Annotated in this window: 22 protein-coding genes and 1 tRNA gene; 18 read left to right on the forward strand and 5 right to left on the reverse strand. The window is 70.5% G+C overall.

The window, feature by feature from the left end; translation table 11 throughout:
* The first annotated feature begins 23 nt into the window (after window positions 1–23).
* From JG540_RS03665 to JG540_RS03700, 8 genes are all read left to right on the forward strand, one after another.
* Entirely contained in the window at window positions 24–1,025 is a 1,002-nt protein-coding gene (locus JG540_RS03665; RefSeq protein ID WP_234042894.1) for an ROK family protein, read from the forward strand.
* Between the two features lie 93 nt (window positions 1,026–1,118).
* Window positions 1,119–1,817 (forward strand): N-acetylmannosamine-6-phosphate 2-epimerase, encoded by a 699-nt coding sequence (locus JG540_RS03670; RefSeq protein ID WP_200277348.1) that lies wholly within the window; start codon window positions 1,119–1,121, stop codon window positions 1,815–1,817.
* A 165-nt stretch (window positions 1,818–1,982) separates the two neighbouring features.
* A complete protein-coding gene (locus tag JG540_RS03675; RefSeq protein WP_200277349.1) occupies window positions 1,983–2,270 on the forward strand; it encodes an HU family DNA-binding protein in 288 nt (95 codons plus the stop codon).
* Between the two features lie 231 nt (window positions 2,271–2,501).
* Entirely contained in the window at window positions 2,502–3,338 is an 837-nt protein-coding gene (locus tag JG540_RS03680; protein WP_200277350.1) for an ABC transporter ATP-binding protein, read from the forward strand.
* Window positions 3,314–5,149 (forward strand): transporter, encoded by a 1,836-nt coding sequence (locus tag JG540_RS03685; RefSeq protein WP_200277351.1) that lies wholly within the window; start codon window positions 3,314–3,316, stop codon window positions 5,147–5,149. Before JG540_RS03680 ends, JG540_RS03685 begins: the two co-directional genes overlap by 25 nt.
* Window positions 5,150–5,329: 180 nt before the next feature.
* Window positions 5,330–6,070 (forward strand): glucosamine-6-phosphate deaminase, encoded by a 741-nt coding sequence (nagB, locus tag JG540_RS03690; RefSeq protein WP_200277353.1) that lies wholly within the window; start codon window positions 5,330–5,332, stop codon window positions 6,068–6,070.
* A 217-nt stretch (window positions 6,071–6,287) separates the two neighbouring features.
* The gene (locus tag JG540_RS03695) at window positions 6,288–6,683 is read left to right on the forward strand and encodes a DUF3039 domain-containing protein (RefSeq protein WP_407648343.1); all 396 of its coding nucleotides are present in this window, start codon (window positions 6,288–6,290) and stop codon (window positions 6,681–6,683) included.
* Window positions 6,680–8,494 (forward strand): DEAD/DEAH box helicase, encoded by a 1,815-nt coding sequence (locus JG540_RS03700; protein WP_200277355.1) that lies wholly within the window; start codon window positions 6,680–6,682, stop codon window positions 8,492–8,494. The genes JG540_RS03695 and JG540_RS03700 overlap by 4 nt, the downstream gene beginning before the upstream one ends.
* A 130-nt stretch (window positions 8,495–8,624) precedes the next feature.
* On the opposite strand, the gene JG540_RS03705 is transcribed toward JG540_RS03700, so the two are convergent.
* Window positions 8,625–10,007 (reverse strand): nicotinate phosphoribosyltransferase, encoded by a 1,383-nt coding sequence (locus JG540_RS03705; RefSeq protein ID WP_200277357.1) that lies wholly within the window; start codon window positions 10,005–10,007, stop codon window positions 8,625–8,627.
* A 101-nt stretch (window positions 10,008–10,108) separates the two neighbouring features.
* Between JG540_RS03705 and clpS the strand changes: the two genes are divergently transcribed.
* From clpS to JG540_RS10555, 8 genes are all read left to right on the forward strand, one after another.
* A complete protein-coding gene (gene clpS / locus JG540_RS03710) occupies window positions 10,109–10,405 on the forward strand; it encodes an ATP-dependent Clp protease adapter ClpS (RefSeq protein ID WP_234042953.1) in 297 nt (98 codons plus the stop codon).
* Window positions 10,368–11,102: a DUF2017 family protein gene (locus tag JG540_RS03715; RefSeq protein ID WP_200277361.1), complete on the forward strand. Its 735-nt coding sequence runs from the start codon at window positions 10,368–10,370 to the stop codon at window positions 11,100–11,102. The genes clpS and JG540_RS03715 overlap by 38 nt, the downstream gene beginning before the upstream one ends.
* A gap of 42 nt (window positions 11,103–11,144) precedes the next feature.
* Entirely contained in the window at window positions 11,145–11,984 is an 840-nt protein-coding gene (murI, locus tag JG540_RS03720; protein ID WP_234042955.1) for a glutamate racemase, read from the forward strand.
* Window positions 11,981–12,799 carry an MBL fold metallo-hydrolase gene (locus tag JG540_RS03725; protein WP_200277364.1) on the forward strand — a complete coding sequence of 273 codons (819 nt, stop codon included), beginning with the start codon at window positions 11,981–11,983 and terminating at the stop codon, window positions 12,797–12,799. The genes murI and JG540_RS03725 overlap by 4 nt, the downstream gene beginning before the upstream one ends.
* A 91-nt stretch (window positions 12,800–12,890) precedes the next feature.
* Window positions 12,891–13,583 (forward strand): DUF3054 domain-containing protein, encoded by a 693-nt coding sequence (locus JG540_RS03730; protein ID WP_200277366.1) that lies wholly within the window; start codon window positions 12,891–12,893, stop codon window positions 13,581–13,583.
* Window positions 13,584–13,978: 395 nt separating this feature from the next.
* On the forward strand, window positions 13,979–14,953 hold the full coding sequence (locus JG540_RS03735; protein WP_200277368.1) for a DUF6318 family protein: 975 nt from the start codon (window positions 13,979–13,981) through the stop codon (window positions 14,951–14,953).
* 260 nt (window positions 14,954–15,213) lie between these two features.
* The gene (locus JG540_RS03740) at window positions 15,214–15,783 is read left to right on the forward strand and encodes a zinc transporter (protein ID WP_200277369.1); all 570 of its coding nucleotides are present in this window, start codon (window positions 15,214–15,216) and stop codon (window positions 15,781–15,783) included.
* A 181-nt stretch (window positions 15,784–15,964) separates the two neighbouring features.
* Window positions 15,965–16,849: a DUF6318 family protein gene (locus JG540_RS10555; protein ID WP_267977958.1), complete on the forward strand. Its 885-nt coding sequence runs from the start codon at window positions 15,965–15,967 to the stop codon at window positions 16,847–16,849.
* A gap of 225 nt (window positions 16,850–17,074) precedes the next feature.
* Here the strand turns inward: JG540_RS10555 and rdgB are convergent, their stop codons facing one another.
* The gene (rdgB, locus tag JG540_RS03750) at window positions 17,075–17,740 is read right to left on the reverse strand and encodes an RdgB/HAM1 family non-canonical purine NTP pyrophosphatase (RefSeq protein WP_200277371.1); all 666 of its coding nucleotides are present in this window, start codon (window positions 17,738–17,740) and stop codon (window positions 17,075–17,077) included.
* Between the two features lie 2 nt (window positions 17,741–17,742).
* Entirely contained in the window at window positions 17,743–18,534 is a 792-nt protein-coding gene (gene rph, locus JG540_RS03755) for a ribonuclease PH (RefSeq protein ID WP_200277372.1), read from the reverse strand.
* A 114-nt stretch (window positions 18,535–18,648) separates the two neighbouring features.
* Here rph and JG540_RS03760 point away from each other — a divergent pair, with 114 nt between their 5' ends.
* Window positions 18,649–19,464 carry a class I SAM-dependent methyltransferase gene (locus tag JG540_RS03760; RefSeq protein WP_200277373.1) on the forward strand — a complete coding sequence of 272 codons (816 nt, stop codon included), beginning with the start codon at window positions 18,649–18,651 and terminating at the stop codon, window positions 19,462–19,464.
* 131 nt (window positions 19,465–19,595) lie between these two features.
* Complete coding sequence (locus JG540_RS03765; protein ID WP_200277374.1) at window positions 19,596–20,333, forward strand: excalibur calcium-binding domain-containing protein; 738 nt, start codon at window positions 19,596–19,598, stop codon at window positions 20,331–20,333.
* 299 nt (window positions 20,334–20,632) lie between these two features.
* On the opposite strand, the gene JG540_RS03770 is transcribed toward JG540_RS03765, so the two are convergent.
* Window positions 20,633–20,717: transfer RNA gene (locus JG540_RS03770), tRNA-Leu, on the reverse strand.
* Window positions 20,718–20,763: 46 nt separating this feature from the next.
* Entirely contained in the window at window positions 20,764–21,237 is a 474-nt protein-coding gene (bcp, locus tag JG540_RS03775) for a thioredoxin-dependent thiol peroxidase (RefSeq protein ID WP_200278057.1), read from the reverse strand.
* Between the last annotated feature and the right edge of the window lie 444 nt (window positions 21,238–21,681).

Raw genomic sequence — 21,681 nt, forward strand, 5'->3', positions numbered from 1 at the left:
GAGCCGGACGGAAACCAGCCGTGTTGACTGCACCAGCTCCAGCCAGCACCGCTCTTGTCGGGGTCGACCTCGGCGGCACGAAGATCGCTGCCGCCCTGGTCGGCCCCGACGGGGCTGTTCTGGGCCCGCTCCGCTCCCGCCCCACCCCCGCCCACGACGGCCCCGCCGCCATGCTGGACGCCATCGCCGCCCTGGTGCTGGAGGTCCTGCAGCAGGGCACCAGCCAGGATCCGGGCGCCCCCGTGCGCCCGCTGGCGGTAGGTATCGGCTCGGCGGGGGTGATCGACCCGCGCACCGGCACCGTGGTCTCGGCCACCGACGCCATCACCGGCTGGCCGGGCACCGCCGTGGCCGCCGGGGTCTGCCAGCGCCTGCAGGAGGCCGGGGTCAACGACGGCGTGCCGCTGCACGTGCACGTGGACAACGACGTGAACGCCTACGCCGCCGGTGAGGCCTGGCTCGGGGCCGGGGCCGGGGCGGACAGCGCCCTGGTCGTGGCCGTGGGCACCGGCGTGGGGGGCGCCGTCGTCCTAGGCGGACGGCTCCACCACGGCGCGCACTTCCTGGCCGGGGAGATGGGGCACATGCCCAGCGGCGCCGCCGCGCAGGAGACCTGTACCTGCGGGCGCCCCGGGCACCTGGAGGCCGTGGCCGCCGGCCCCCAGATCGCCCGCCGCTACCGGGAGGCCACCGGCGCCGCGCAGGTGACCACCGCCCTGCAGGTGGAGCGCCTGGCCGAGGCCGGGGACGCCACCGCGAAGCGCGTCTACCAGGAGGCGGCCGTGGCCCTGGGGCAGGCGGTCGCCGCCGTGGTCACGGTGCTGGACCCGCACAAGGTCATCGTCTCCGGCGGCCTGGCCCGCTCCGGCGAGCTGTGGTGGGGCCCGCTGCGGCAGACGGTGCGCCGTGAGCTCGTGGACCTGGTGGCCCAGGACCTGGAGCTGGTGCCCGCCGTGCTGGGCACCAACGCACCGATTATCGGTGCCGCCCACGAGGCCTGGCTGACCCTGCCTTCTAGGCCGTGAGCCGCACCGGGCCGCCCCAGGCCGTGCGCCGGGGCGGCCCGCCCCTTCCTAACCATCTGCACCTGCCCGGCCCGGCCGGGGGAGAGAAGCACCATGAGTGACAAGAACAGCATCCTTGAGCAGCTGCGTGGCGGCCTGATCGCCTCCGCGCAGGCATACCCCGGGGAGCCTATGCGCGACCCACGGACCATGGACCAGGTGGCCCAGGCCTGCGTGGCAGGCGGGGCGGTAGGTATCCGCGCGCAGGGCCTGGCCGACCTGGCCCTGATCAACCAGCACGTAGAGGTCCCGGTGATCGGCCTGTGGAAGGACGGGCACGACGGCGTCTTCATCACCCCCACGCTGACCCACGCCGTGGCCGTGGCCGCCACCGGCAGCCAGGTCGTGGCCCTGGACGGCACCCGCCGTCCCCGCCCGGACGGCCTGAGCCTGGCCCAGACGGTCCAGGGCCTGCGCGAGGCCCGCCCGGAGGTGCTCATCATGGCTGACTGCGGCAGCGCCGACGACGCCCGTGCCGCCCAGGACGCCGGGGTGGACATCCTGGGCACCACCCTGGCGGGCTACACCGGTGAGCGCCCCAAGACCGTGGGCCCGGACCTGGAGCTGGTGGACGAGATCCAGGCCTTCGCCCGGCTGCCGCTGGTGGTCGAGGGGCGGATCCACACCCCCGCCCAGGCCGCCCAGGCCATGGAACGAGGGGCCTTCGCCGTGGTGGTGGGCACCGCCATCACCCACCCGACCACGATCACGTCCTGGTTCGCCGAGGCCGTCAAAGCCGGTGCTCCCGCCTGAGTCCGGGACTGCTGTGACAGGTGGGGCTGGCGTTACCTACGTGAGTTCTGCTGCTGGCAACACGCCGGGAAACCTACCCTTTTACCTGGAAAACCGCGCGTCTTACGCATAACGTAGCCGCAGCGGCACCGAACATCCGGGCCGACCTACAAGTGAGAGGTAACCATGTCCGTCAACCGCACTGAGCTGATTGCCGCCATCGCCGACAAGGCTGGCCTCACCAAGACCCAGGCCGACGCCTTCCTGAGCGCTTTCCAGGAGGTCCTGGTCTCCAGCGTCAAGAAGGGCGAGGCTGTCAAGATCACCGGCCTCATGGGTGTCGAGCGCGTCAAGCGCGCTGCCCGCACCGGCCGCAACCCCCGCACCGGCGAGGAGATCAAGATCCCCGCTGGCTACGGCGTCAAGCTGACCGTCGGCTCCGCCCTGAAGAAGGCCGTCTCCGGCGAGAAGTGAGCCTGGCCCACCAGCCACCGGCTCAAGCAGCGCGAGGTGCACCAGCCCCAGGCTGGTGCGCCTCGCGCCTTCCTGCGTGGGTGGTCAGGGCGATCGGGGAGGCCAGGTGTGAACGGCGAGCCGCCAGCGGCCCGGAGGCAGGGCCCGGGGCCCGGCTCCTACCGGAGGCCTAGCCCCGATCTCCTCCGCACGGAGGAAGCCGGGAGCCAGGCCGCCCCCTAGCCTGGGGGCATGAGCCAAGCAGCAGGTCCCAGGACGCCGGAGCCGCAGCAGGCACAGGAGCAGGCAGCTCCGTCCCCAGGAGCCCAGGCCCCTGCCCTGGCACTGCGGGGCCTGTGCAAGGCCTTCGGGCAGAAGGTGGCCGTCAACCGGCTCTCCCTGGACGTGCCCACCGGCGCCGTCTACGGCGTCGTCGGCCCCAACGGCGCGGGCAAGACCACCACCCTGTTCATGGCCACCGGCCTGCTGCAGCCCGACGCCGGGACCGCCTACGTGCACGGGGCGGACGTGTGGGCCGATCCAGCCCGCGCCAAGAAGCAGCTGGGCGTGCTGCCTGACGGCCTGCGCACCTTTGACCGCCTGACCGGCCCCGAGCTGGTCACCTACGCCGGGCTGCTACGGGGCCTGGACCGGAGCACCGTCACCGCCCGCACCGCCCAGCTGCTGGAGGTCCTGGGCCTGGCGCAGGACCGGGACACCCTGGTAGCCGACTACTCCGCCGGTATGCGCAAGAAGGTCAACCTGGCCTGCGCCCTGGTCCACTCGCCCTCCGTGCTCGTGCTGGACGAGCCCTTCGAGGCGGTGGACCCCCTGTCCGCCCACACGATCCAGGACATCCTCATGGACTTCGCCCGGGCCGGGGGCACGGTGGTCATCTCCAGCCACGTCATGGCCACCGTGCAGCGGCTGTGCAGCCACGTCGCCGTGATCGCCGCCGGGCAGGTGCTCGCGGCCGGGACCACCGAGCAGGTGGCGGCCGGGCAGGACCTGGACGCGCGCTTCGCCCAGCTGGTCGGGGCCCCCACGCAGCGGGAGGAGCTGTCATGGTTGCGACCCTCGTCAGACTGAGGTGGCGCCTGACCCTAAACGCCCTGAGCCGCAACGTCTGGGCGCTGGTCGGCAGCCTGCTGGCCGCCGTCCAGGGCGTGGGGCTGCTGGCGCTGCTGGTCCTCGGCGCGGGGGCCCTGGGAGCCTGGGCCCCGCAGGCGGCCGGGGCGGTGCTCGTCGGCGTGGGGGCGCTGACCGTGCTGGGCTGGATGCTGGTGCCGCTGCTGCTCACCGGGGTGGACTCCACCCTGGACCCCCGGGCCCTGGCCGCCTGGATCGCCCCCTCCCGCAGCCTGGCGCTCGGCCTGCTCGCCGCCGGGGCCACCGGGGTGCCGGGGCTGCTCACCGGCGTCGCCACGCTGCTGCCGGTGCTGTGCTGGGTGGTGGCAGGCCGCCCCGGGGCGGCCCTGCTGGCCCTGGTGCTGGCCCCGGTGGTCCTGGCCACCTGCGTGGTGGGCTCCCGGGTGGTGGTGATCGGCTCCGGTGTCTCTACCAGCCGGCGTGGCCGTGAGGTACTGGGGCTGGTGGGGATGGTGGTCGTGCTGGTGGCCTCCCAGCTGCCCACCTTGTTCAACGCGGTCGCGGACGCCGAGAACCTGGAGCTGGAGCGCCTGAGCGCCTGGGCCTGGAGGCTGGGGTACACGCCTTTCGGCTGGGCGGTGGCCGCCCCCGCGCACCTGGCGGCAGGCCGTTACGGTACCGCCCTGGTGCTGGCCCTGGCCGCCGTCGCCCTGCCCGTGGCCCTGCTGCCCCTGTGGGGCAGGATCGTGGGACAGGTCATGGTCGCCGGTGGCGGCCGTGGGGCGCGCCCCGCCCGTGCCGCCCGCAGCCTGGGCTGGCGGACGCCGGGTGAGCCGGGGCGGGCTGACGTGGCCGCTGAGGCCGTGAACACCGGCAGCCCCGGTGGGGCCACCGCCTCTGCTGCTGTACCCACCGACGCCGTCCCGCAGGCCGCTGGGGGCGCCGTCGTCGCCCGCCGCACCCTGGCCTGGCACCGCCGTCTTAGCCGCCTGGTGCCCTCTCCGGCCGCCGCCGTCGCCGCCCGCTGCCTGCGCTACTGGCGCAGCGACCCGCGCTACCTGGCTATGGCTGTGGTGATAGTTACCATCCCGACCCTGCTGGTGCTTGTGGGGCTGGTGAACATGGCGCAGGACCGGGTGCGCGTGGAGATAGGGGAGGAGGCGCTGCGGGTGGACCTGTCCCTGGGGCACGCGCCTGCGCCCCTGATGCTCCTGCCGGTCCTGACTGCCTTGATCGCCGGGTGGGCGCTGCACAACGACCTGGGAACCGACTCCACCGCCCAGTGGATGCACCTGAGCGCGGGCCTGCGGGGCCGTGACGACCGCCTGGGCAGGTCGCTGGCCGCCAGCCTGTGGCAGCTGCCGACGGTACTGCTGCTGCTCGTGGCGGCAGCGGTGTGGACCGGGCGCTGGGACATGGCGCCAGCCGTCGGCGGCCTGGCCCTGGCCGTCTACGGCGTCTCCCTGGCCTGGTGCTGCGTGTCCGGTGTCTACCTGCTCTATGAGACCAACGCCCCGGGGGAGAGCCCCTTGAAGTCCCGCACCTCCGGTATCGCCCTGGTGGCCTCCCTGCTGCAGATGCTGGGCCTGGTGGCGATCATGCTGGTGGCGGCCCCCTTGATGGCGGGCCTGGGCGTTATCTGGAGCCAGGGGGCCTGGGCCTGGGGCTGGCTGCTCCTGGCGGCGGGGATCCTGTGGGGCACGGGCCTGTGCTGGGCCGGCATCCAGGTAGGTGGTCGGCTCCTGGACCGCCGTGGGGTGGCCGTGCTCACCACCGTGCGCGGCTGGCCAGGGCACGCTGAGACCCGCTGAGAGCCGGTGGTAGGCGCTAGTCGGGTGGTGTGACACACTCCCTGGCCGCGGCTGCGCCGCTGCGCCCGCGAGCACCTGGCCGCGTGGCCTAGGCTGGGGCCCTGAGGCGCGCAAAGGTGCGCTAAACAGGCGGCCCCAGAACCGGTGGCCGCAACCACGACACAGCGAAGGAACCCCATCGTGGAGCTCGTAATCCTGGACACCGCCGAAGAGATCGCTCAGCGTGCCGCCGACGTCATCGAGGAGCTGCTCAAGGCCAAGCCGGACGCCGTGCTAGGCACCGCCACCGGTTCCTCCCCGCTGCCGCTCTACGACGAGCTGACCCGCCGCTGCCAGCAGGGCCGTATCTCCTTCAAGCAGGTCAAGGGATTCATGCTGGACGAGTACGTGGGCCTGCCCGAGGGGCACCCCGAGCGCTACGCCACCTTCATGGAGCGTCACCTGCGCTCCCGCGTGGACATGCCCCTGGGCGCCCTCCAGGGCCCCGACGCCCTCAACGAGGACCTGCAGGCCGCCTGCGACGAGTACGAGGCCAAGATGGCGGCCGCAGGCTACTGCGACCTGCAGATCCTGGGCATCGGGGCTGACGGGCACATCGGCTTCAACGAGCCTGGCGGGCCCCTGGACTCCGTGACCCACGTCGACACCCTCACCGAGCAGACCCGTTCCGACAACGCCCGCTTCTTCGACGGCGACATCGACGCCGTCCCCACCCACTGCATCACCCAGGGCCTGTCCACGATCATGAAGGCCCGCAAGCTGGTGCTGATCGCCACCGGTGAGAACAAGGCGGAGGCCGTGCGCCAGCTGGTTGAGGGCGAGGTCAGCCCCGAGTGGCCCGCCACCGTCATGCAGCAGCACGACGACGCCCTGGTGCTGGTGGACCGGGCGGCTGCCTCCCGGCTCACCTGCGCGCACTGAGCCGTGTACCGGGGCGTGTACTGAGGTGCGCCCCGCAGGCCCTGCCGCAGCGCTCGCGGTAACGGTGGCCGTCAGTCAGCCCGCCCGGCTGCTGGCGGCCACCGTAGTCGTGGCAGGCTCGGCAGGGCCGTGGGCAGCAGCTGGGGGAGAGGCTTCGCACAGGCCGGGGCAGCAGCCCGACGGCGCCCGTGTCAGGACCCAGGCCTACACTGGGCACATGACTGCATCCCGCCGCCACAGCCGGAGCCCCCTGCAGGGCGCCTGGGCCATGAGTGACCCTCAGGGCCCCTTGCCACCCAGCGCCCCCAGCACCGAGCCCTCGCAGTCCGTAGGCACCGCGGTCCTGGAGCGGGAGGAGCTGCAGGACACCAGCAACGGCGACGCCGACCGCTTCGCCCACTACGTGCGCCGGGACCGCATGGAGGCCTCCGCCGCCACCGGCAGGCCCGTGGTGGCCCTGTGCGGCAAGGTCTGGACCCCCGGCCGTGACCCCTCCAAGTACCCTGTCTGCCCCACCTGCAAGGCCATCTACGAGCAGATGACCGGTGGTGGGGACGACTCCGGCTCCGGCCCGCGCTTCCCCCGCAACCCCTTCAGGCGGGGGGATAGGTGAGCCCGGCCCGCGGAAGCCAGGCACGCAGCAACCCCCACCAGCCCTCCATCTTCGCCGCGGAGAACCTGTCCCCGGCCTACCCCCAGCGCGCCGCCTGGGGCACCAGCCGTCCGCTGCGCGCCTGGCAGGCGGCTGCCTTGGAGAGCTACCTGCGTGACCTGCCCCAGGACTTCCTGGCCGTCGCCACCCCCGGGGCTGGCAAGACCACCTTCGCGCTGCGGATCGCCGCCGAGCTGCTCAGCGCGGGCGAGGTCCACAAGGTCACCATCGTGTGCCCCACCGAGCACCTCAAGTTCCAGTGGGCAGAGGCCGCCGCCCGGGTGGGCATCCAGGTGGACCCCTCCTACACCAACTCCCAGGGGGCACTGGGTGCCAAGTACGACGGCGTGGCCGTGACCTACGCGCAGGTGGCCGCCAACGCCAACCTGCACCGGGCCCGCACCAGCGCCACCCGCACCCTGGTGATCCTGGACGAGATCCACCACGGCGGGGACGCCCTGAGCTGGGGGGACGCCATCCGGGAGGCCTTCACCCCGGCGCGCAAGCGCCTGGCCCTGACCGGCACCCCCTTCCGCTCCGACACCGCCCCGATCCCCTTCGTCACCTACCAGCAGGACGAGGCCGGGGTGAAACGCTCCCGGGCGGACTACGCCTACGGCTACTCAGAGGCCCTGCGAGACGGCGTGGTGCGGCCGGTCATGTTCATGACCTACTCCGGTGAGATGCGCTGGCGCACCAAGGCGGGGGACGAGCTCTCCGCCCGCCTGGGGGAGCCGCTCACCAAGGACCTGGAGTCCCAGGCCTGGCGCACCGCCCTGGCCCCCGACGGCGAGTGGATCCCCGCCGTGCTGGCGGCCGCCGACCAGCGCCTGACCGAGGTGCGCCGGCAGGTGCCCGACGCCGGGGGGCTGGTGATCGCCTCCGACCAGGCCTCAGCCCGCGCCTACGCCGCCAAGCTGCGTGCTATCACCGGTAAGGCCCCCACCGTGGTCCTGTCCGACGACTCCGGGGCCTCCAGCCGTATCGAGGCCTTCTCCGCCTCCCAGGACCGGTGGATGGTGGCCGTGCGCATGGTCTCCGAGGGGGTTGACGTGCCTCGCCTGGCGGTGGGGGTGTACGCCACCTCCACCTCCACGCCGTTGTTCTTCGCCCAGGCCGTGGGGCGCTTCGTGCGCTCCCGGGCCCGCGGGGAGACCGCCAGCGTTTTCCTGCCCTCCGTGACCCCGCTGCTGTCCCTGGCCGGGGAGATGGAGGTGCAGCGAGACCACGTCCTGAACGCCCCCAAGAAGGGCGAGGACGCCTTCGCCTACCCCGAGGACCGGCTGATCGCGGAGGCGAACAAGACCGAGCAGGCCTCCGACGACCTCTTCGGGGCCTTCGAGGCCATGGACTCCACCGCCGAGTTCGACCGGGTGCTGTTCGACGGCGGCGAGTTCGGCACCGGGGCCATGGTCGGTTCCGTGGAGGAGCAGGAGTACCTGGGCCTGCCGGGCCTGCTGGCCCCGGAGGAGGTCACCGCCCTGCTGCGTCAGCGCCAGGAGGCCCAGATCAAGGCCTCCAAGCGGGAGGCGGCGGCCGCCCGGCAGCGGCAGGCCAACTCCGGGGTGGACGACGCCCGCCGTCGGGCGGCCGCCCGCAAGGAGCTCTCCCAGCTGGTCTCGGCCTGGGCCCGCCGCTCCGGGCAGCCCCACGGGGTCGTGCACAACGAGCTGCGGCGGGTCTGCGGCGGCCCGGAGGTGGCCCAGGCCTCCACCGAGGAGATCGAGAAGCGCGTGCGCCTGCTGCGCCGCTGGTTCGTCGGCAAGCGCTGAGACGGGCCGGAGCCGACGCCGTCGTCAGCACCTGCAGCAGAACGGCCCCGCCCCGACGGGAAGCCAGGGGCGGGGCCAGCCTGCTCAGGGACGCAGCGTCACCTAGACGTCCTGAGACGGAGGCGGCGTCTCAGCCGCGGCGGGTCTGGCGGCCGTCCAGGTCCAGGTGGCGGGTGGGGATGGCGGGCTCACCCTCGCTCAGGCGCCAGCCGTCATAGGGCAGCTCCGCCCGGGCCTGACGGTGGCGTTCGGCGGCGGCCTGCAGGGCCTGGGGCCCCCGGTGCTCCTCCACGATTACCCCGTCACGCACCAGCTCCACCTGCAGGGGCCGGGCCCCCGCCTCCTGCAGCGCCGCCTGGGCCTCCTGGGGGCCGCTGGCGGAGACGATCAGCTCCTCGCTGGCGCGGCCCTGCTCATCCAGGACCCGGCCCGCCCACTTGCGTCCACCGACCGTGGCCTTGCCGCCGGAGGAGAACTTGGCGACCTCCTCCATCTGCCCGCTGGCGCCCATGCGCTCCACCAGCTTGTAGACCAGCGCGGCCGTCGGGCGGCCCGAGCCGGTGACCAGCTTGGTGCCCACGCCGTAGGAGTCCACCGGGGCCGCACCCAGACCGGCGATCGCGTACTCGTCCAGGTCGTTGGTGACCGTGATGCGGGTGGTCGTCGCCCCCAGGGCGTCCAGCTGGGCACGGACCTTGAATGCCTCAGCCACCAGGTCACCGGAGTCCAGGCGCACCGCCCCCAGCTCCCCGCCCGCGGCCCGGGCCGCCTTGACCGCCCGCTCCACCCCGGTGGCGATGTCGTAGGTGTCCACCAGGATCGTGGTGCCCGGTCCCAGGCAGGCCACCTGGGCGGCGAAGGCATCCTCCTCGGAGTCGTGCAGCAGCGTGAAGGAGTGGGCGGAGGTGCCCACGGTGGGGATGCCGTAGAGCATGCCCGCCTCCAGGTCGCTGGTGCCCACGAAGCCACCCACAACTGCCGCCCGGGCGGCGGCCACGGCGGCGTGCTCGTTGGCCCGGCGGGCCCCGAAGTCCACGCAGGGGCGGCCGTGCGCGGCGATCGTCATCCGGGAGGCGGCGGAGGCCACCGCGCAGTCGTAGTTGTAGATGCTCAGGGCCAGGGTCTCCAGGATGCAGGCCTCTGCGAAGGTGCCCTCCACCGTAAGCAGCGGGGAGCCGGAGAAGTAGCACTCGCCCTCGGCGTAGCCGCGGATCGTGCCGGTGAAGCGGTAGCCGCGCAGGTAGTCCAGGGTGGTGTCGTCAACGATTCCGGTGCGCTTGAGGAAGTCGATCTGCTCGCCGGTGAAGGAGAAGGACTCGATGGCGTCCAGCAGCCGCCCGGTGCCTGCCACCACCCCGAAGCGGCGGGAGGAGGGCAGGCGGCGGCCAAAGAGCTCAAAGACGCTCTGCCGCTCGGCGGTGCCGGCGTGCAGCGCGCCCTGCAGCATAGTCAGCTCGTACATGTCGGTCAGGAGCGCCGTGCTGTGGCAGCCACGGCCGTTAAGGGATGTCATGACAGCAATCTACTGCCCCAGGTCCACGAGCGGGGCCGCCTGCCCGCTACTCTGAGAGCGTGACTGCTGAATCGGCCCCCGGGACCCGCTCGCAGGCCCAGGTGCTGGAGCGCCCCCAAACCACCCGCCGGTGGTGCACGGTCGTCCACGACGACCCGGTGAACACCATGAGCTACGTGACCTGGGTGTTCCGCAGCTACTTCGGCTTCTCCAAGGCAGTGGCGCGCGCCCGGATGCTGGAGGTCCACACCCGCGGGCGCGCCGTGGTCTCACGCGGGGCGCGCGAGCGTATGGAGGTGGACGTGGCCGCCATGCACTCCTACGGCCTGCGCGCCACCCTGGAGCCGCTGGGCGCTGACGGTGAGCCCGGCTCTGACCCGGCTGGGGCGGGAGCCTGAGTTGCGAGCCTTTAACCGTGGTGCCAACGGCTTCAGCTCCTGGCTGGAGCCCTGGGAGCGGGCCGCCCTGCTGGACCTGGTGCAGGAGGTGGCCGCGGTCCTGGCCCCCGCTGTCCCCCAGGAGGCCGATGCCGGGGACGGCTCCGGCCCGGGACAGGCCGCTGGGGGGCAGGCAGCCAGCCGGGACGTGCCCCCGGGGGTGCGGGAGGGGGAGAGCCTGGCTGACGCCGGCATCCTGGCTGCCCTGGACTTTCAGCCCGGGCCGACGGCGGACCCCGGCGTCGTCGCTGCTGCCGACCCAGCCCTGGAGCTGCTGCTGCCCGCCTCCAGCCCGGACCCCCAGCTGGCTGCCGAGACCGCCGCCATGACCCGGGAGCCGCTGCGCCAGGACAAGCGCAACCGCCTGCTGGGGCTGGAGCAGGAGCTGCTGGAGCCCACGGGGCCGCAGGGGGCGGTGCTGGTTACGGACAGGCTGCTGCCGCAGTGGCTGGGGGCGCTCAACGACCTGCGCCTGTTCCTCTCACAACGGCTGGAGATCCTCACGGCCCAGGACGCTGAGGCGGTCCATGAGCAGGCGCTGGCCCCGCCGTCGCCGCAGAGTCCCCCACAGGCCCGGCTACGGTACGTGCAGGTGGTGCTCTACGAGATGGTGACCTGGTGGCAGGAATCACTGCTCAGCGCGGTCGAGGAAAATTAAGGGCAGGTTAGTCTCGGCCTCATGAATGACGCGCCCATCGGCATGTTCGACTCTGGAGTCGGCGGCCTGACTGTTGCGCGCGCCGTGCTCGACCTCCTCCCTAGCGAGGAGGTCTTGTACATCGGGGACACCAAGCACGGCCCCTACGGCCCCCGCCCGCTCGCACAGGTGCGGGACCTGGCGATCCAGGTCATGGACGAGCTGGTGGACTGCGGCGTCAAGCTGCTGGTGATCGCCTGCAACACCGCCAGCGCCGCCGTGCTGCACGACGCCCGGGAGCGCTACACCCTGGGGCGGGGGGTGCCCGTGGTGGAGGTGATCCACCCGGCGGCCCGCTCCGCCGCGCGCGTGACCCGCAACGGCAAGGTCGGGGTCGTCGCCACCCGGGGGACCGTGGAGTCGGGGGCCTACGCGGACGCCCTGGAGGCGGTGCCGGGCATCGAGCTGGTCCAGCAGGCCTGCCCCCGCTTCGTGGAGCTGGCGGAGGCGGGCGTTACCACCGGCCCTGAGGTGCTGGACGTCGCCGAGGAGTACCTGGCGCCGATCAAGGCCGCCGGGGTGGACACGCTGGTGCTCGGCTGCACCCACTACCCGCTGCTGCTCGGGCCGATCTCCTACGTCATGGGCCAGGACGTGACCCTGGTGACCAGCTCGGAGGAGACCGCCAAGGACACCTACCGGGCCCTGGCGGAGGCTGACCTGCTGCGTAGCCCGCAGGCCCCACCGCCGGTGCACCAGTTCCGGGCCACCGGGGAGCCAGAGGCCTTCACCGCCCTGGCCCGCCGTTTCCTGGGCCCGGAGGTGGACGCGGTACGCCCCCGCACCCCCGCCAACCCTGAGGCTTCTCCTGTTCCGGCCTTACTGCACACGGAGACTGCATGAAGCTGACCATCATCGGGTGTTCGGGGTCCATGTCCGGCCCCTGCTCCAGCGCGTCGTCCTACCTGGTCCAGGCGCGCGCCGCAGGTGCTGACGGCGTGGAGCGGACCTGGTCCCTGGTGATGGACCTGGGGCCGGGCTCCATGGGGCAGATGCTCAACTACCTGGACCCCGCCGAGCTGGACGGCCTGCTGATCTCCCACTGCCACGCCGACCACATGGTGGACATGGTGGGGATGCACGTGTACCGGCGCTGGAACCCGGCGGGGGCCCTGGGGCCGGTGCTGACCATCGGCCCGGCAGAGCTGCTGGACCGTCTCAACGGCGTGGACGGTACCGTGCGGGAGGAGGAGGACTACGCCACCGAGTTCACCTTCATGACGGCGGTGCCGGGGCAGGGCGTGCAGGTCGGGCCGTTCCGGGTCACACCCTTTGCGGCCCTGCACCCGGTGGAGTCCTACGGCTACCGGGTGGAGGGGCCCGCCGAGGAGGGCGAGGGCCAGGTCTCGCTGGCCTTCACCGGTGACACGGACCTGTGTGCGGGCATTGAGGCCATGAGCGACGGCGTGGACCTGCTGCTGGCGGAGGCCGCCTTCACGGAGCAGGGCACCGAGCCGCGCGGGATGCACCTGACGGGCCGTCGGGCCGGGCAGCTGGCGGCTGGAACCAGTGGGGAAGGCGGGCGTGCGGCGGCTGGTCGTCTGGTCCTGACCCATATCCAGCCCTGGACTGACCCGCAGGTGCCTGCCGGTGAGGCCCGTGAGGTCTACGACGGGCCCGTGGAGGTGGCCGCCACCGGGGTGACCTGGACCATCTGAGACGTGGACGCTGAGACGCGGGAGCGGACGCGGTCACGGGGTGTGGACGCTGAGGCGGGGGAGCGGGTTCTGAATCGAAGGAGTAGACGTGGTGACGCCGCAGGTGAAGCCGCCGGGGCCTGGGGGCCGGGAGGCTGGTTCGGTGGAGCGTGAGGTCGGCTTGGTGCACCGTGAGGTCGGCTCGGCGCGCCGTGAGGCCGGTGTGACGCACAGTGCTGCTGGCGTGACCGCGGGCGGCCTGAGCTTCACCCCGGCGGTGCCGGACGGCCCTGACCGCCCCTGGACGCGCGGACGGCGCACACGCTGGTGGCTGGTGCTGCCTGCGGACCTGCTGGCCGTGGGCCTGGCCACCGCCGTCGGCGCAGCCTCTACCAAGACGCTGCCCCAGTGGGGGAGCGTGCTGTGGGGGCAGGGAGCTGGACCCTTGACCGGGCTGGTGGCCGGGTGGCTGTGCGCCTGGCTGCTTGGGTGCTGGCGGCAGGGTGGGGACCACCTGGAGGTGCCGTGGCCTGACGGCGTCGTGGTGACCGTGTGGGGCTGCCTGGGGTGGCTGGCCGCCCAGTACCTGGTGGGAGGCGGCTGGCCCGGTGGGGACTGGCTGCTGATGGCGACGGTGCTGCTGTCTGTGGCCCTGGTGGGCTGGCGGGTGCTGTACGGCTACGCCAAGGCCCATGACTCCATGGTGCCCAAGCCGGTGCAGCGGCGCCTGGACGAGCAGGCTGCCGCCCAGGACGAGACGCGAGAGCGGAGCCGTATGGAGGAGAGCGGGCCGGGGGAAGCCTGACTGGGGGCGGCTGGTATGGGCCAGGCCTGACTTGTGCAAACTGGCCGGGGAGAGAATGGGCCTGGAGAGGCCCGACTGGGGGAGATTGGCCCGGAGACACCTAACTGGGGAAGTCTCTCGCTGAAGCGCAATGAGGCCTGCGGTGCAGTGGGAGCGGTGCGGTGAGGGCGGTGTCGTGAGCGGTGTGGCCTGCTCTGTGAAGGAGAGGTAGCCGTAGCACGGCGGGGTAAGTCCACGGAGGTGGGCGGGGTGCTGGTCTGATGTCGGCAGAGGCGACTACTGCGTTTAGTTGTCCACATAGGCTCCGGCGGGCGTTGGAGATGGTTAGACTCTGCTCGTGCCTGTTTGGGGAGGGCGGCAAGGTAGCTGCCTGGGCCTTGCGGGCACCTGCCCTGATGATCTTCCTGATCCTTGTGAGGAAAGCCGTGCAAAGCTCTGCACCTGTGAGCGCTCTTGTCCCCGCTGACGTGCCTGCACCTGCTGACGGGGTGTGGGACACCGGTGTCCAGATACCTGTCGTGCCCTTCGCGCCTGAGCGTGGGCCGGGCGGTGGTGGGCTCTTGCGGCGGGGGTCTGTAGGCCATTGGCTGGGTGCTGCTTGTGCGGTGCTGGGGCGGTTGCGTTTGCTCGTGCAGGGAGTCGACGGCGGGCGTGGTGTGCGTAAGGGGTCTGCTGGGCGGGGTTGGCGGCTGGTGGCGGGGTTGCTGGCTGTGGTGGTGCTGGTGCTGCCGGTCAGTGCCTGTGGGGGTAATCGCTTGCCCGAGGCTAAGCCGACCTTGACGCGGGAGGAGGCGATTGCGCGGGCCAAGGAGCGTTACGCCTCGGCCGAGGCCTCTGCCTCGGCGGCGGGCCTGCCCTGGCCGCCCACCCCCTCGGCCAGCCCGTCAGCGGCACCCTCGCTGTCTCCTGAGGCTCAGGCCAGCAAGGACCAGGCCCTGGCCACGCCCCTGCCGCCCCGGTTGGAGCGCATGGACGAGAACAGCCCAGAAGGCGCATCCCAGGCAGCCAAGTACTTTATGCTGCTGTACACCTACACCTATACCACCGGTGACACAAAACCCTGGCAGGACATAACCGAAGAAGAGTGCAAGTTCTGTGAGAACCTGGTGAACGTAACCAAAGAGCTGCACGACAACGGTGGCTGGGCGGACCACTGGAACATCGAGATCTACACCATCACCCACAGAAAACCCGGACCGGACTACAACTACACCGTCGTCGATATTGAGCTCACCAACCCGGGAACTACCGAGTATGACGCTTTCGGTAATGGCTCTCAAACAGATCGAGAAGAAAATAAGGTGCTACGCTTAGGCCTGAACTATGTGGGTGGTCGCTGGATGATTCATGGTGGACAGGTGCTAAAGTGAGCAGATATCAGGTAGTTGGTATTGTGCTACCCTCATTGCTGGCCATTGTGGCTACTATAGTTCCGTCAGGCCCGAACCTTGATGTAGACATCACGGGTGATGGTGTCACCATCGAAGGCAGTGAAGAGCATGTTATAACAGAGGACATGAGCCTCTCCAGGTCATCCTTTACGTATGCAGAGAACGTTGGGGCGAGTGACTATGTGACTACTGGGCCCGCTTCACCAGAATCCTCAAAAGGGGTTGTTCATTGTGCTGGTGTGGATGATCCTGAGGTGTACTTCCAGGTGTGGAACGCTTGCCGGGAGCTGCCTGCTGAGCCTGTGGCTCCTGGTGGGCCCCAACCAGCGCTACAGCCCGGGGGCAAGCGGGTGGTCACGGTGACCCGTTCCCAGGTCGCCCGGCTGCTGGTGGGCGGCTCGGGTATCACCCGCCAGCCACCCTCGCTCAACACCCGCCTGGGCATGCCCCTGATCGTCTACACCAACCCCAGCCCCCAGACCCTGTCCACCACCGTCCTGGACACCCCCGTCACCATCACCGCCACCCCCAAGAGCTACACCTGGTCCTGGGGGGACGGCACCACCACCACTACCACCGACCCCGGCCACCCCTACCCCAACCACAGCGTCTACCACTACTACCAAGCCCCCGCCCAAGGACTGCACATCACCCTGACCACCAGCTGGAGCGCCACCTACACCACCCCCGAAGGCACCACCCGCCCCGTAGCCGGCACCATCACCACCACCAGCACCACCACCGCCTTCAACGTCAAGGACTACACCGCCGTCCTCACCGACGAAGCCGAAGAAGAACAAGGCCGCTAAACCCCCGCACCAAGGCACCAGCAAGACCGTGCCACCAGGGAGGGGGCACACAAACCGGGCCTGTCACGAGGACTCCTCTATGAGCACAGGCGCTCGAGATTGGAGGACTGGCTCCAGCAAACAGGTTCCCTCTTCAACCGTCTTCGTAACCCCTGATCTCTTAGACCCTGAAAGAACAGCCATGCCAAGCAAAAGACCTACAGGTACGCCCACCTTCGATCCTGTGCTAGCCAACGGGTTCCAGGCTGCTTTAGCTCGATTAATCTTGGTGCCCGCAGCCGCCTCACGTGGCAGCGCTCTCCTACGGCAGGCCTTGTCCCAGGCGCGGCTTCCCAGGTGCGTGAGCCGCGGAAGTAGGCGAGCCGGGACCGCTTCTGCTTGCCATACGCTGCGCACGGTGGCCGGGGTGCTGGCACTGGTGCTCCTGGCGCTACCTGTAAGCGCCTGTAGCGTCAAGCCTGCGGCACAATCCAGTCCCACTGCGGAAGCCGGTGAGTCAGTGTCACGGGCCGCCAAGCCCCTGGAGCCTACCGTGGAGGCAGACTCACCTCAACCCACGCAGGGCTCCACCCAATTAACCGCCACCCCTTCCCTCTCCCCAGAGGCCCAGGCCAGCAGGGACAGGTCCTTCTCCTTGCCCGTGCCTCAGAAGCTAGAGGGTATGGACGAGAATACCCCTGAGGGCGCCAAGAAGGCGGCGCAGTACTTCCTGCTGCTGTACGTCTACACCTTTGCTAGTGGTAACACCAATGAGTGGCTGGCCATGAGTGACCCTGAGTGCGCCTTCTGCAACACGGTCGTTGCCAACACCGTGTCAGTGTATAGCTATGGAGGCTGGATCGAGCCGTGGGAGTTTCAGTTCCACTCGTTTTCCTACCAGCCTCCCGCAGACGGGGACTCGCTGTCAGTGGTCGGCGTCAGCCTGACTCAGAAAGGGTCGTTGAGGTATAGGGAAGACGGAAGTACGGTCCCCGCGAAGGCTGATACGTATCTGAATATCAGCCTGCACATGCGGTACGAGGGAGACGGCTGGAAGGTCTACGAGGCACGACCACTAGACGGCTGAGCCGATCAGGATCCGGCGGTCAGGGCTCCCGGTCCTTGCGTGAGCATCCTCCCAGGGCTTTGCCTGAGCAGCCTCCGGGGCCCTGCGTGAGAAGGCCGCTAGGCCGCAACGGCCCTGCAGGCTCCCATCTCAAAGCTGCGCAGCCCCCCAGTCTCAAGGCCCCGCAGGCTTCAGTCTCCGCTCCCTGCAGCCCGCAGGTCCGGGGGTCCACCGCCGTCCCCAATCTCAGGCGCGCAGCAGCTCTGCCAACGTGGGGGCCAGCGCGCGCACGGCCTGCCCCCGGTGGGAGATCGCGTTCTTCTCGGCCGCGCTCATCTGCGCCGTGGTGCGCCCGGCAGCTCCGGGGGAGTCCTCCTGGACCGGCACGAACACCGGGTCGTAGCCGAAGCCGCCCTCGCCCACCGGCTCACGCAGCAGCCGCCCCTCCATGGAGCGCTCCACCACCACCGGCTCCGCCTGCCCCGGCAGCACCAGCACCGCCGCACAGGTGAAGCGGGCGCCCCGGTGCTGGTCCGGGACCTCAGCGATCTGCTCCAGCAGCAGGCGCAGGTTGGCGGCGTCGTCGCCGTGGTGACCGCACCAGCGGGCCGAGAATATCCCCGGCGCCCCACCCAGCACGTCCACGCACAGGCCCGAGTCGTCAGCCATCGCAGGCAGCCCGGTTGCCTCAGCCAGGGCGCGGGCCTTGATCTGTGCGTTCGCGGCAAAGGTCAGGCCGTCCTCCACCGGTTCGGGCACAGCCAGCTCGGCCGCGGAGATAATCGCCGTCGGGTCCAGCCCGGGCACCAGCGGCGCCAGCACCTCCCGGAGCTCACGCAGCTTGCCGGGGTTGTGGGTGGCCAGGACCAGGCGGGCGTTCGCAGGCACCACCGGCGTCGACGTCGTAGCCATGCTCAGGCCTGCGCGTCGCTGGAGCGGACGGTGTGCGGTACACCGTTGGGGCCCGCCAGGGCACGTGCCTGCAGGGCCGCCAGCTCCCGGTTGCCCTTGGCCGCCAGGTCCAGCAGGGCGTCGAGCTCGGCCCGGTCGAAGGGCTGGTGCTCCGCGGTGCCCTGCACCTCGATGAAGCGGCCGTCGCCGGTCTGGACCACGTTCATGTCCGTGTGGGCGCGCACGTCCTCCTCGTAGGGCAGGTCCAGGCAGGGGAGGCCGTCGATGATGCCCACGCTGATGGCGCTGACCGAGTCGGCCAGGACCGGCCTGCCCGCCTTTGGGGTGACCAGGCCACGCTCAGTGCCCCAGGCGACGGCGTCCGCCAGGGCGATATAGGCGCCGGTCACGGAGGCGGTGCGGGTGCCGCCGTCGGCCTGAAGCACGTCGCAGTCCAGGGCGATGGTGTTCTCACCCAGGGCGGAGACGTCCACCACCCCGCGCAGGGAGCGGCCGATCAGGCGGGAGATCTCGTGCGTGCGGCCCCCCACGCGGCCCTTGACGGACTCCCGCCCGGAGCGCTCCGAGCCAGCGCGGGGGAGCATGGCGTACTCGGCGGTCACCCAGCCCTGGCCGCTGCCCTTGCGCCAGCGGGGGACGCCCTCCGTGAAGGAGGCTACGCACAGCACACGGGTGCGGCCGAACTCGATCAGCACCGAGCCCTCGCCGTTCTCGGTCCAGCTGCGGGTGATGGTGACGGGGCGGAGCTCGTCGGCGGCACGCCCGTCCTTGCGGGTGAGGTCAGTGGAAGTCACGTTAGTGAAGGGTACCGGTGGGGGAGGGGTTGACCTAACGCTGTTACGGTGGCGACGGCGGTGCGGGAGTCTTTCACTGTCAGATATTAACGAGAACTATTATCATTACTGTTCGTGAGTGACGACCCTTATGCGGCGAGCGCCTCAGCCTACGAGCTGATGGTTGCCGGGTACGCCGCTCTCCAGGAGCGGGCCCTGACCGCGTTCCTGGCGGCGCTGCGCCCCGCAGACGGGCCTGTGCTCGACATAGGCTGCGGCTCCGGCCGGGCCGCACAGCTGCTCCTTGGCCACTCTGCGGGGCTGAAGGTCGTGGGGATAGAGCCGAGCCCCGCCATGAGGTCCTTGGCGCTGTCTCGCCTGGCTGCCGAGCCCGCCTGGCGTGAGCGCGTGACGGTGCGGCCAGAAGGCGCCTTGGAGGCCCCCTGGCCCGACGCCCTGAGCGGGGCCCTCATGCTCGGTGTCCTGGGGCACTTCGCTCCCGGTGAGCGCCGCGAGGTGTTCAGGCGCCTGGCCGCCAGGCTGGCCGTGGGGGCACCGTTACTGTTCGACCTGCAGGCCCCGGACCGCCCCGAGGCCGTGGCCGAGCACGTCTTTGCCGACACCCGGCTCGGGGGGCTGCGCTACCAGGGTCGTGCCCAGGGGGAACCTCTGGACGACCAGCGGATGCGCTGGACCATGACCTACCTGACGATCGACGGCGACGAGGTGGTGGACCGGCGCTCCACCGTGATGACTGTCCACCACCCCGGGATGGCGGTCGTGCGTCAGGAGCTGGAGTCCCAGGGCTTGTGCCTTAGGGAGGTGGACGGCACCGGCCTGTGGATGGCCTGTCGTCCTGGAGCGGCCACTGGGGCCCGGCCACCTCTTGAACGGCCTCGCGTGTTGAAAGGCGGCTCCTGCTGGGTGTCGTCTCCCTGTCTGCGGGAGTAGTGAAAGGCGCCAGGTGAGGCTAGGAGGGGCCGGTCACCATGATGCGGGCTAGAAATAAGTGTGCCAATATGGGGGTGCGTTGCTAGTGCGGTCCCACCCTCCCCATCCCGTATCTCATAAAGGCACAACGCATGAAAACCCTCCCCATCTACTCTCCCTCCTCAGTGGCCCGTTGGTCCCGGGCGGCTGCGCTCCTGGCGGCCTGCCTGGTCTTCGTACCTGCTCTCAGTGCGTGTGATGAAGCGCCGCAGAAGCCTGCTGCCTCCGCCAGTCAGGCCGCTGCCGCGCAGGTCACTGTTCCCGACGTCGTGGGCATGAAGGTGGACCAGGCCCGCAGCGCGCTTAGCGACGCCGGACTGACCGGCACCGTCAACCTCAAGGACGTCAAGGGGGTGGCGCAGGCCAAGAAAGAGTCTGAGTGGTCGGTCGTCTCCCAGACCCCTGCAGCCGGGGAAAAGGTGTCCGCTGACCAGGAGATCAGCCTGGACGTCCGCAACGACGTGGCGGAGGCTGAGGCCTCGGCGTCGGTGGCCGCACAGGCTGCGGCCGAGGAGCAGGCGGCCAAGGAGAAGGCCGAGCAGGAGCGCCTGGCCCAGGAGCAGGCCGCGCAGGCTGAGCAGGAGCGGCAGGCGCAGGAGCAGGCGGAGCGGGAGAGGCAGGCGCAGGAGCAGGCGGCCAAGCAGGCCGAGCCTCCGGCCTCGCAGCAGATCCAGCCCTTCGTGGGTGGGGGAGGTCAGGGGCAGGGCTCCGCCTACTACGCCAGCTGCAAGGACGCCAAGGCGGCAGGGGCGGCCCCGCTCTACCGCGGCGACCCCGGCTACCGCGACGGCCTGGACCGCGACCACGACGGCGTAGCCTGCGAGAGGTAGTAAGAGCACTGCCCGTCAGCCAAGACGGTTAACTGGACCACCTTGGCTGACGGGTAAGTGCCGGTGGGGGAGACGGTGATGCGCCTTGTCTCCGGGGCAGGCTGGTCAAGATAGCCGAAGCTTTAGGCCAGGCTCTGGTGAACCTGTGCTTAGAGTTTCTGCCCTCTTGCGTGGCGGCTCGTAGAATAGGTGACCTTCTCTGTAAAGAGCCGACATTACCCAGCCCGGGAGAACTGGATTCATCGTCAATGACAGGACCAGTCAATTCGCTGCGAGTCAAGGGCTGCCGTCAAGCACCGTGGTGCGCAAGAAGGGACTCGAACCCTCACGCCCGAAGGCACCAGAACCTAAATCTGGGGCGTCTACCAGTTCCGCCACTCGCGCTCAGAGGACACCATACCCGCTCCCGGCCGGTCCCCGCTGCCAGAACCTACACGCCAAGCTCGCGGCGCAGCCGGTCCACGTGGCCGGTCGCCTTCACGTTGTACAGCGCCAGAGCCACCTTTCCGTCCCGGTCCACCACCACCGTGGAACGGATCACGCCGGTGTACACCCGCCCATAGTTCTTCTTCTCGCCCCACGCCCCCCAGGCCTCCAGCACCTCGTGCTCGGGGTCAGACAGGAGCGGGAAGGGCAGCGACTGCTTCTCCGTGAAACGGGCCACCGCCGCAGGTGAGTCCGGGGACACCCCCACCACCTCGTAACCGGCCTCCCGCCACGCGGCCAGCGAGTCCCGGAAGTCGCAAGCCTCCTTGGTGCAGCCCGGCGTAGAGGCCTTCGGGTAGAAGTACACCACCACACCCTTGACGGAGCGCTCACGCAGCCCAGCCAGGCTCACCTGCTCGCCGTCCGGGCCGGGCAGCGAGAACTCCGGGGCAGTGTCCCCAACAGACAGAACGGGCATCATGATCCTCTCTAACGGTCCCAAGACCATCCTGCCACCCCGCCGACGCCGACGCTGACTCTCCCCGGCCTGAGCCGTGGTCGGCACAGCTGCTCGCCCAGGCCGTGGAGGGGTGCCGCTTTGGCCGCGTGTGGGCAGTAGTGAGTGGGGCCTCCTGGTGGACTCGTGCCCCGCCACCCTGTGCGGAGAGTCGCGATAGGTGGCTGGCGCGACGGTGTGATGCGCTTACCGCTGCGGGATTGTACGGGGACTCGGCTGTGGGCTTTCGGGGCTCCGCTGGGGGCTCCGCTGGGGGCGCTGCACGCAGTCAGCAGCGGGTCGGCGCGATCCTGGCGGGGCTTTGGGTCTCTGCCGGGGGAGTTGCACACTCCAAACGGCTGGGCCAGCGCGCCACCGCCGCCTAGGACCCCACGACCGACACCCCGACAGGGCGCACATGGTGGT

This window comes from Actinomyces weissii (genome assembly GCF_016598775.1).
Lineage (GTDB): Bacteria > Actinomycetota > Actinomycetes > Actinomycetales > Actinomycetaceae > Actinomyces > Actinomyces weissii.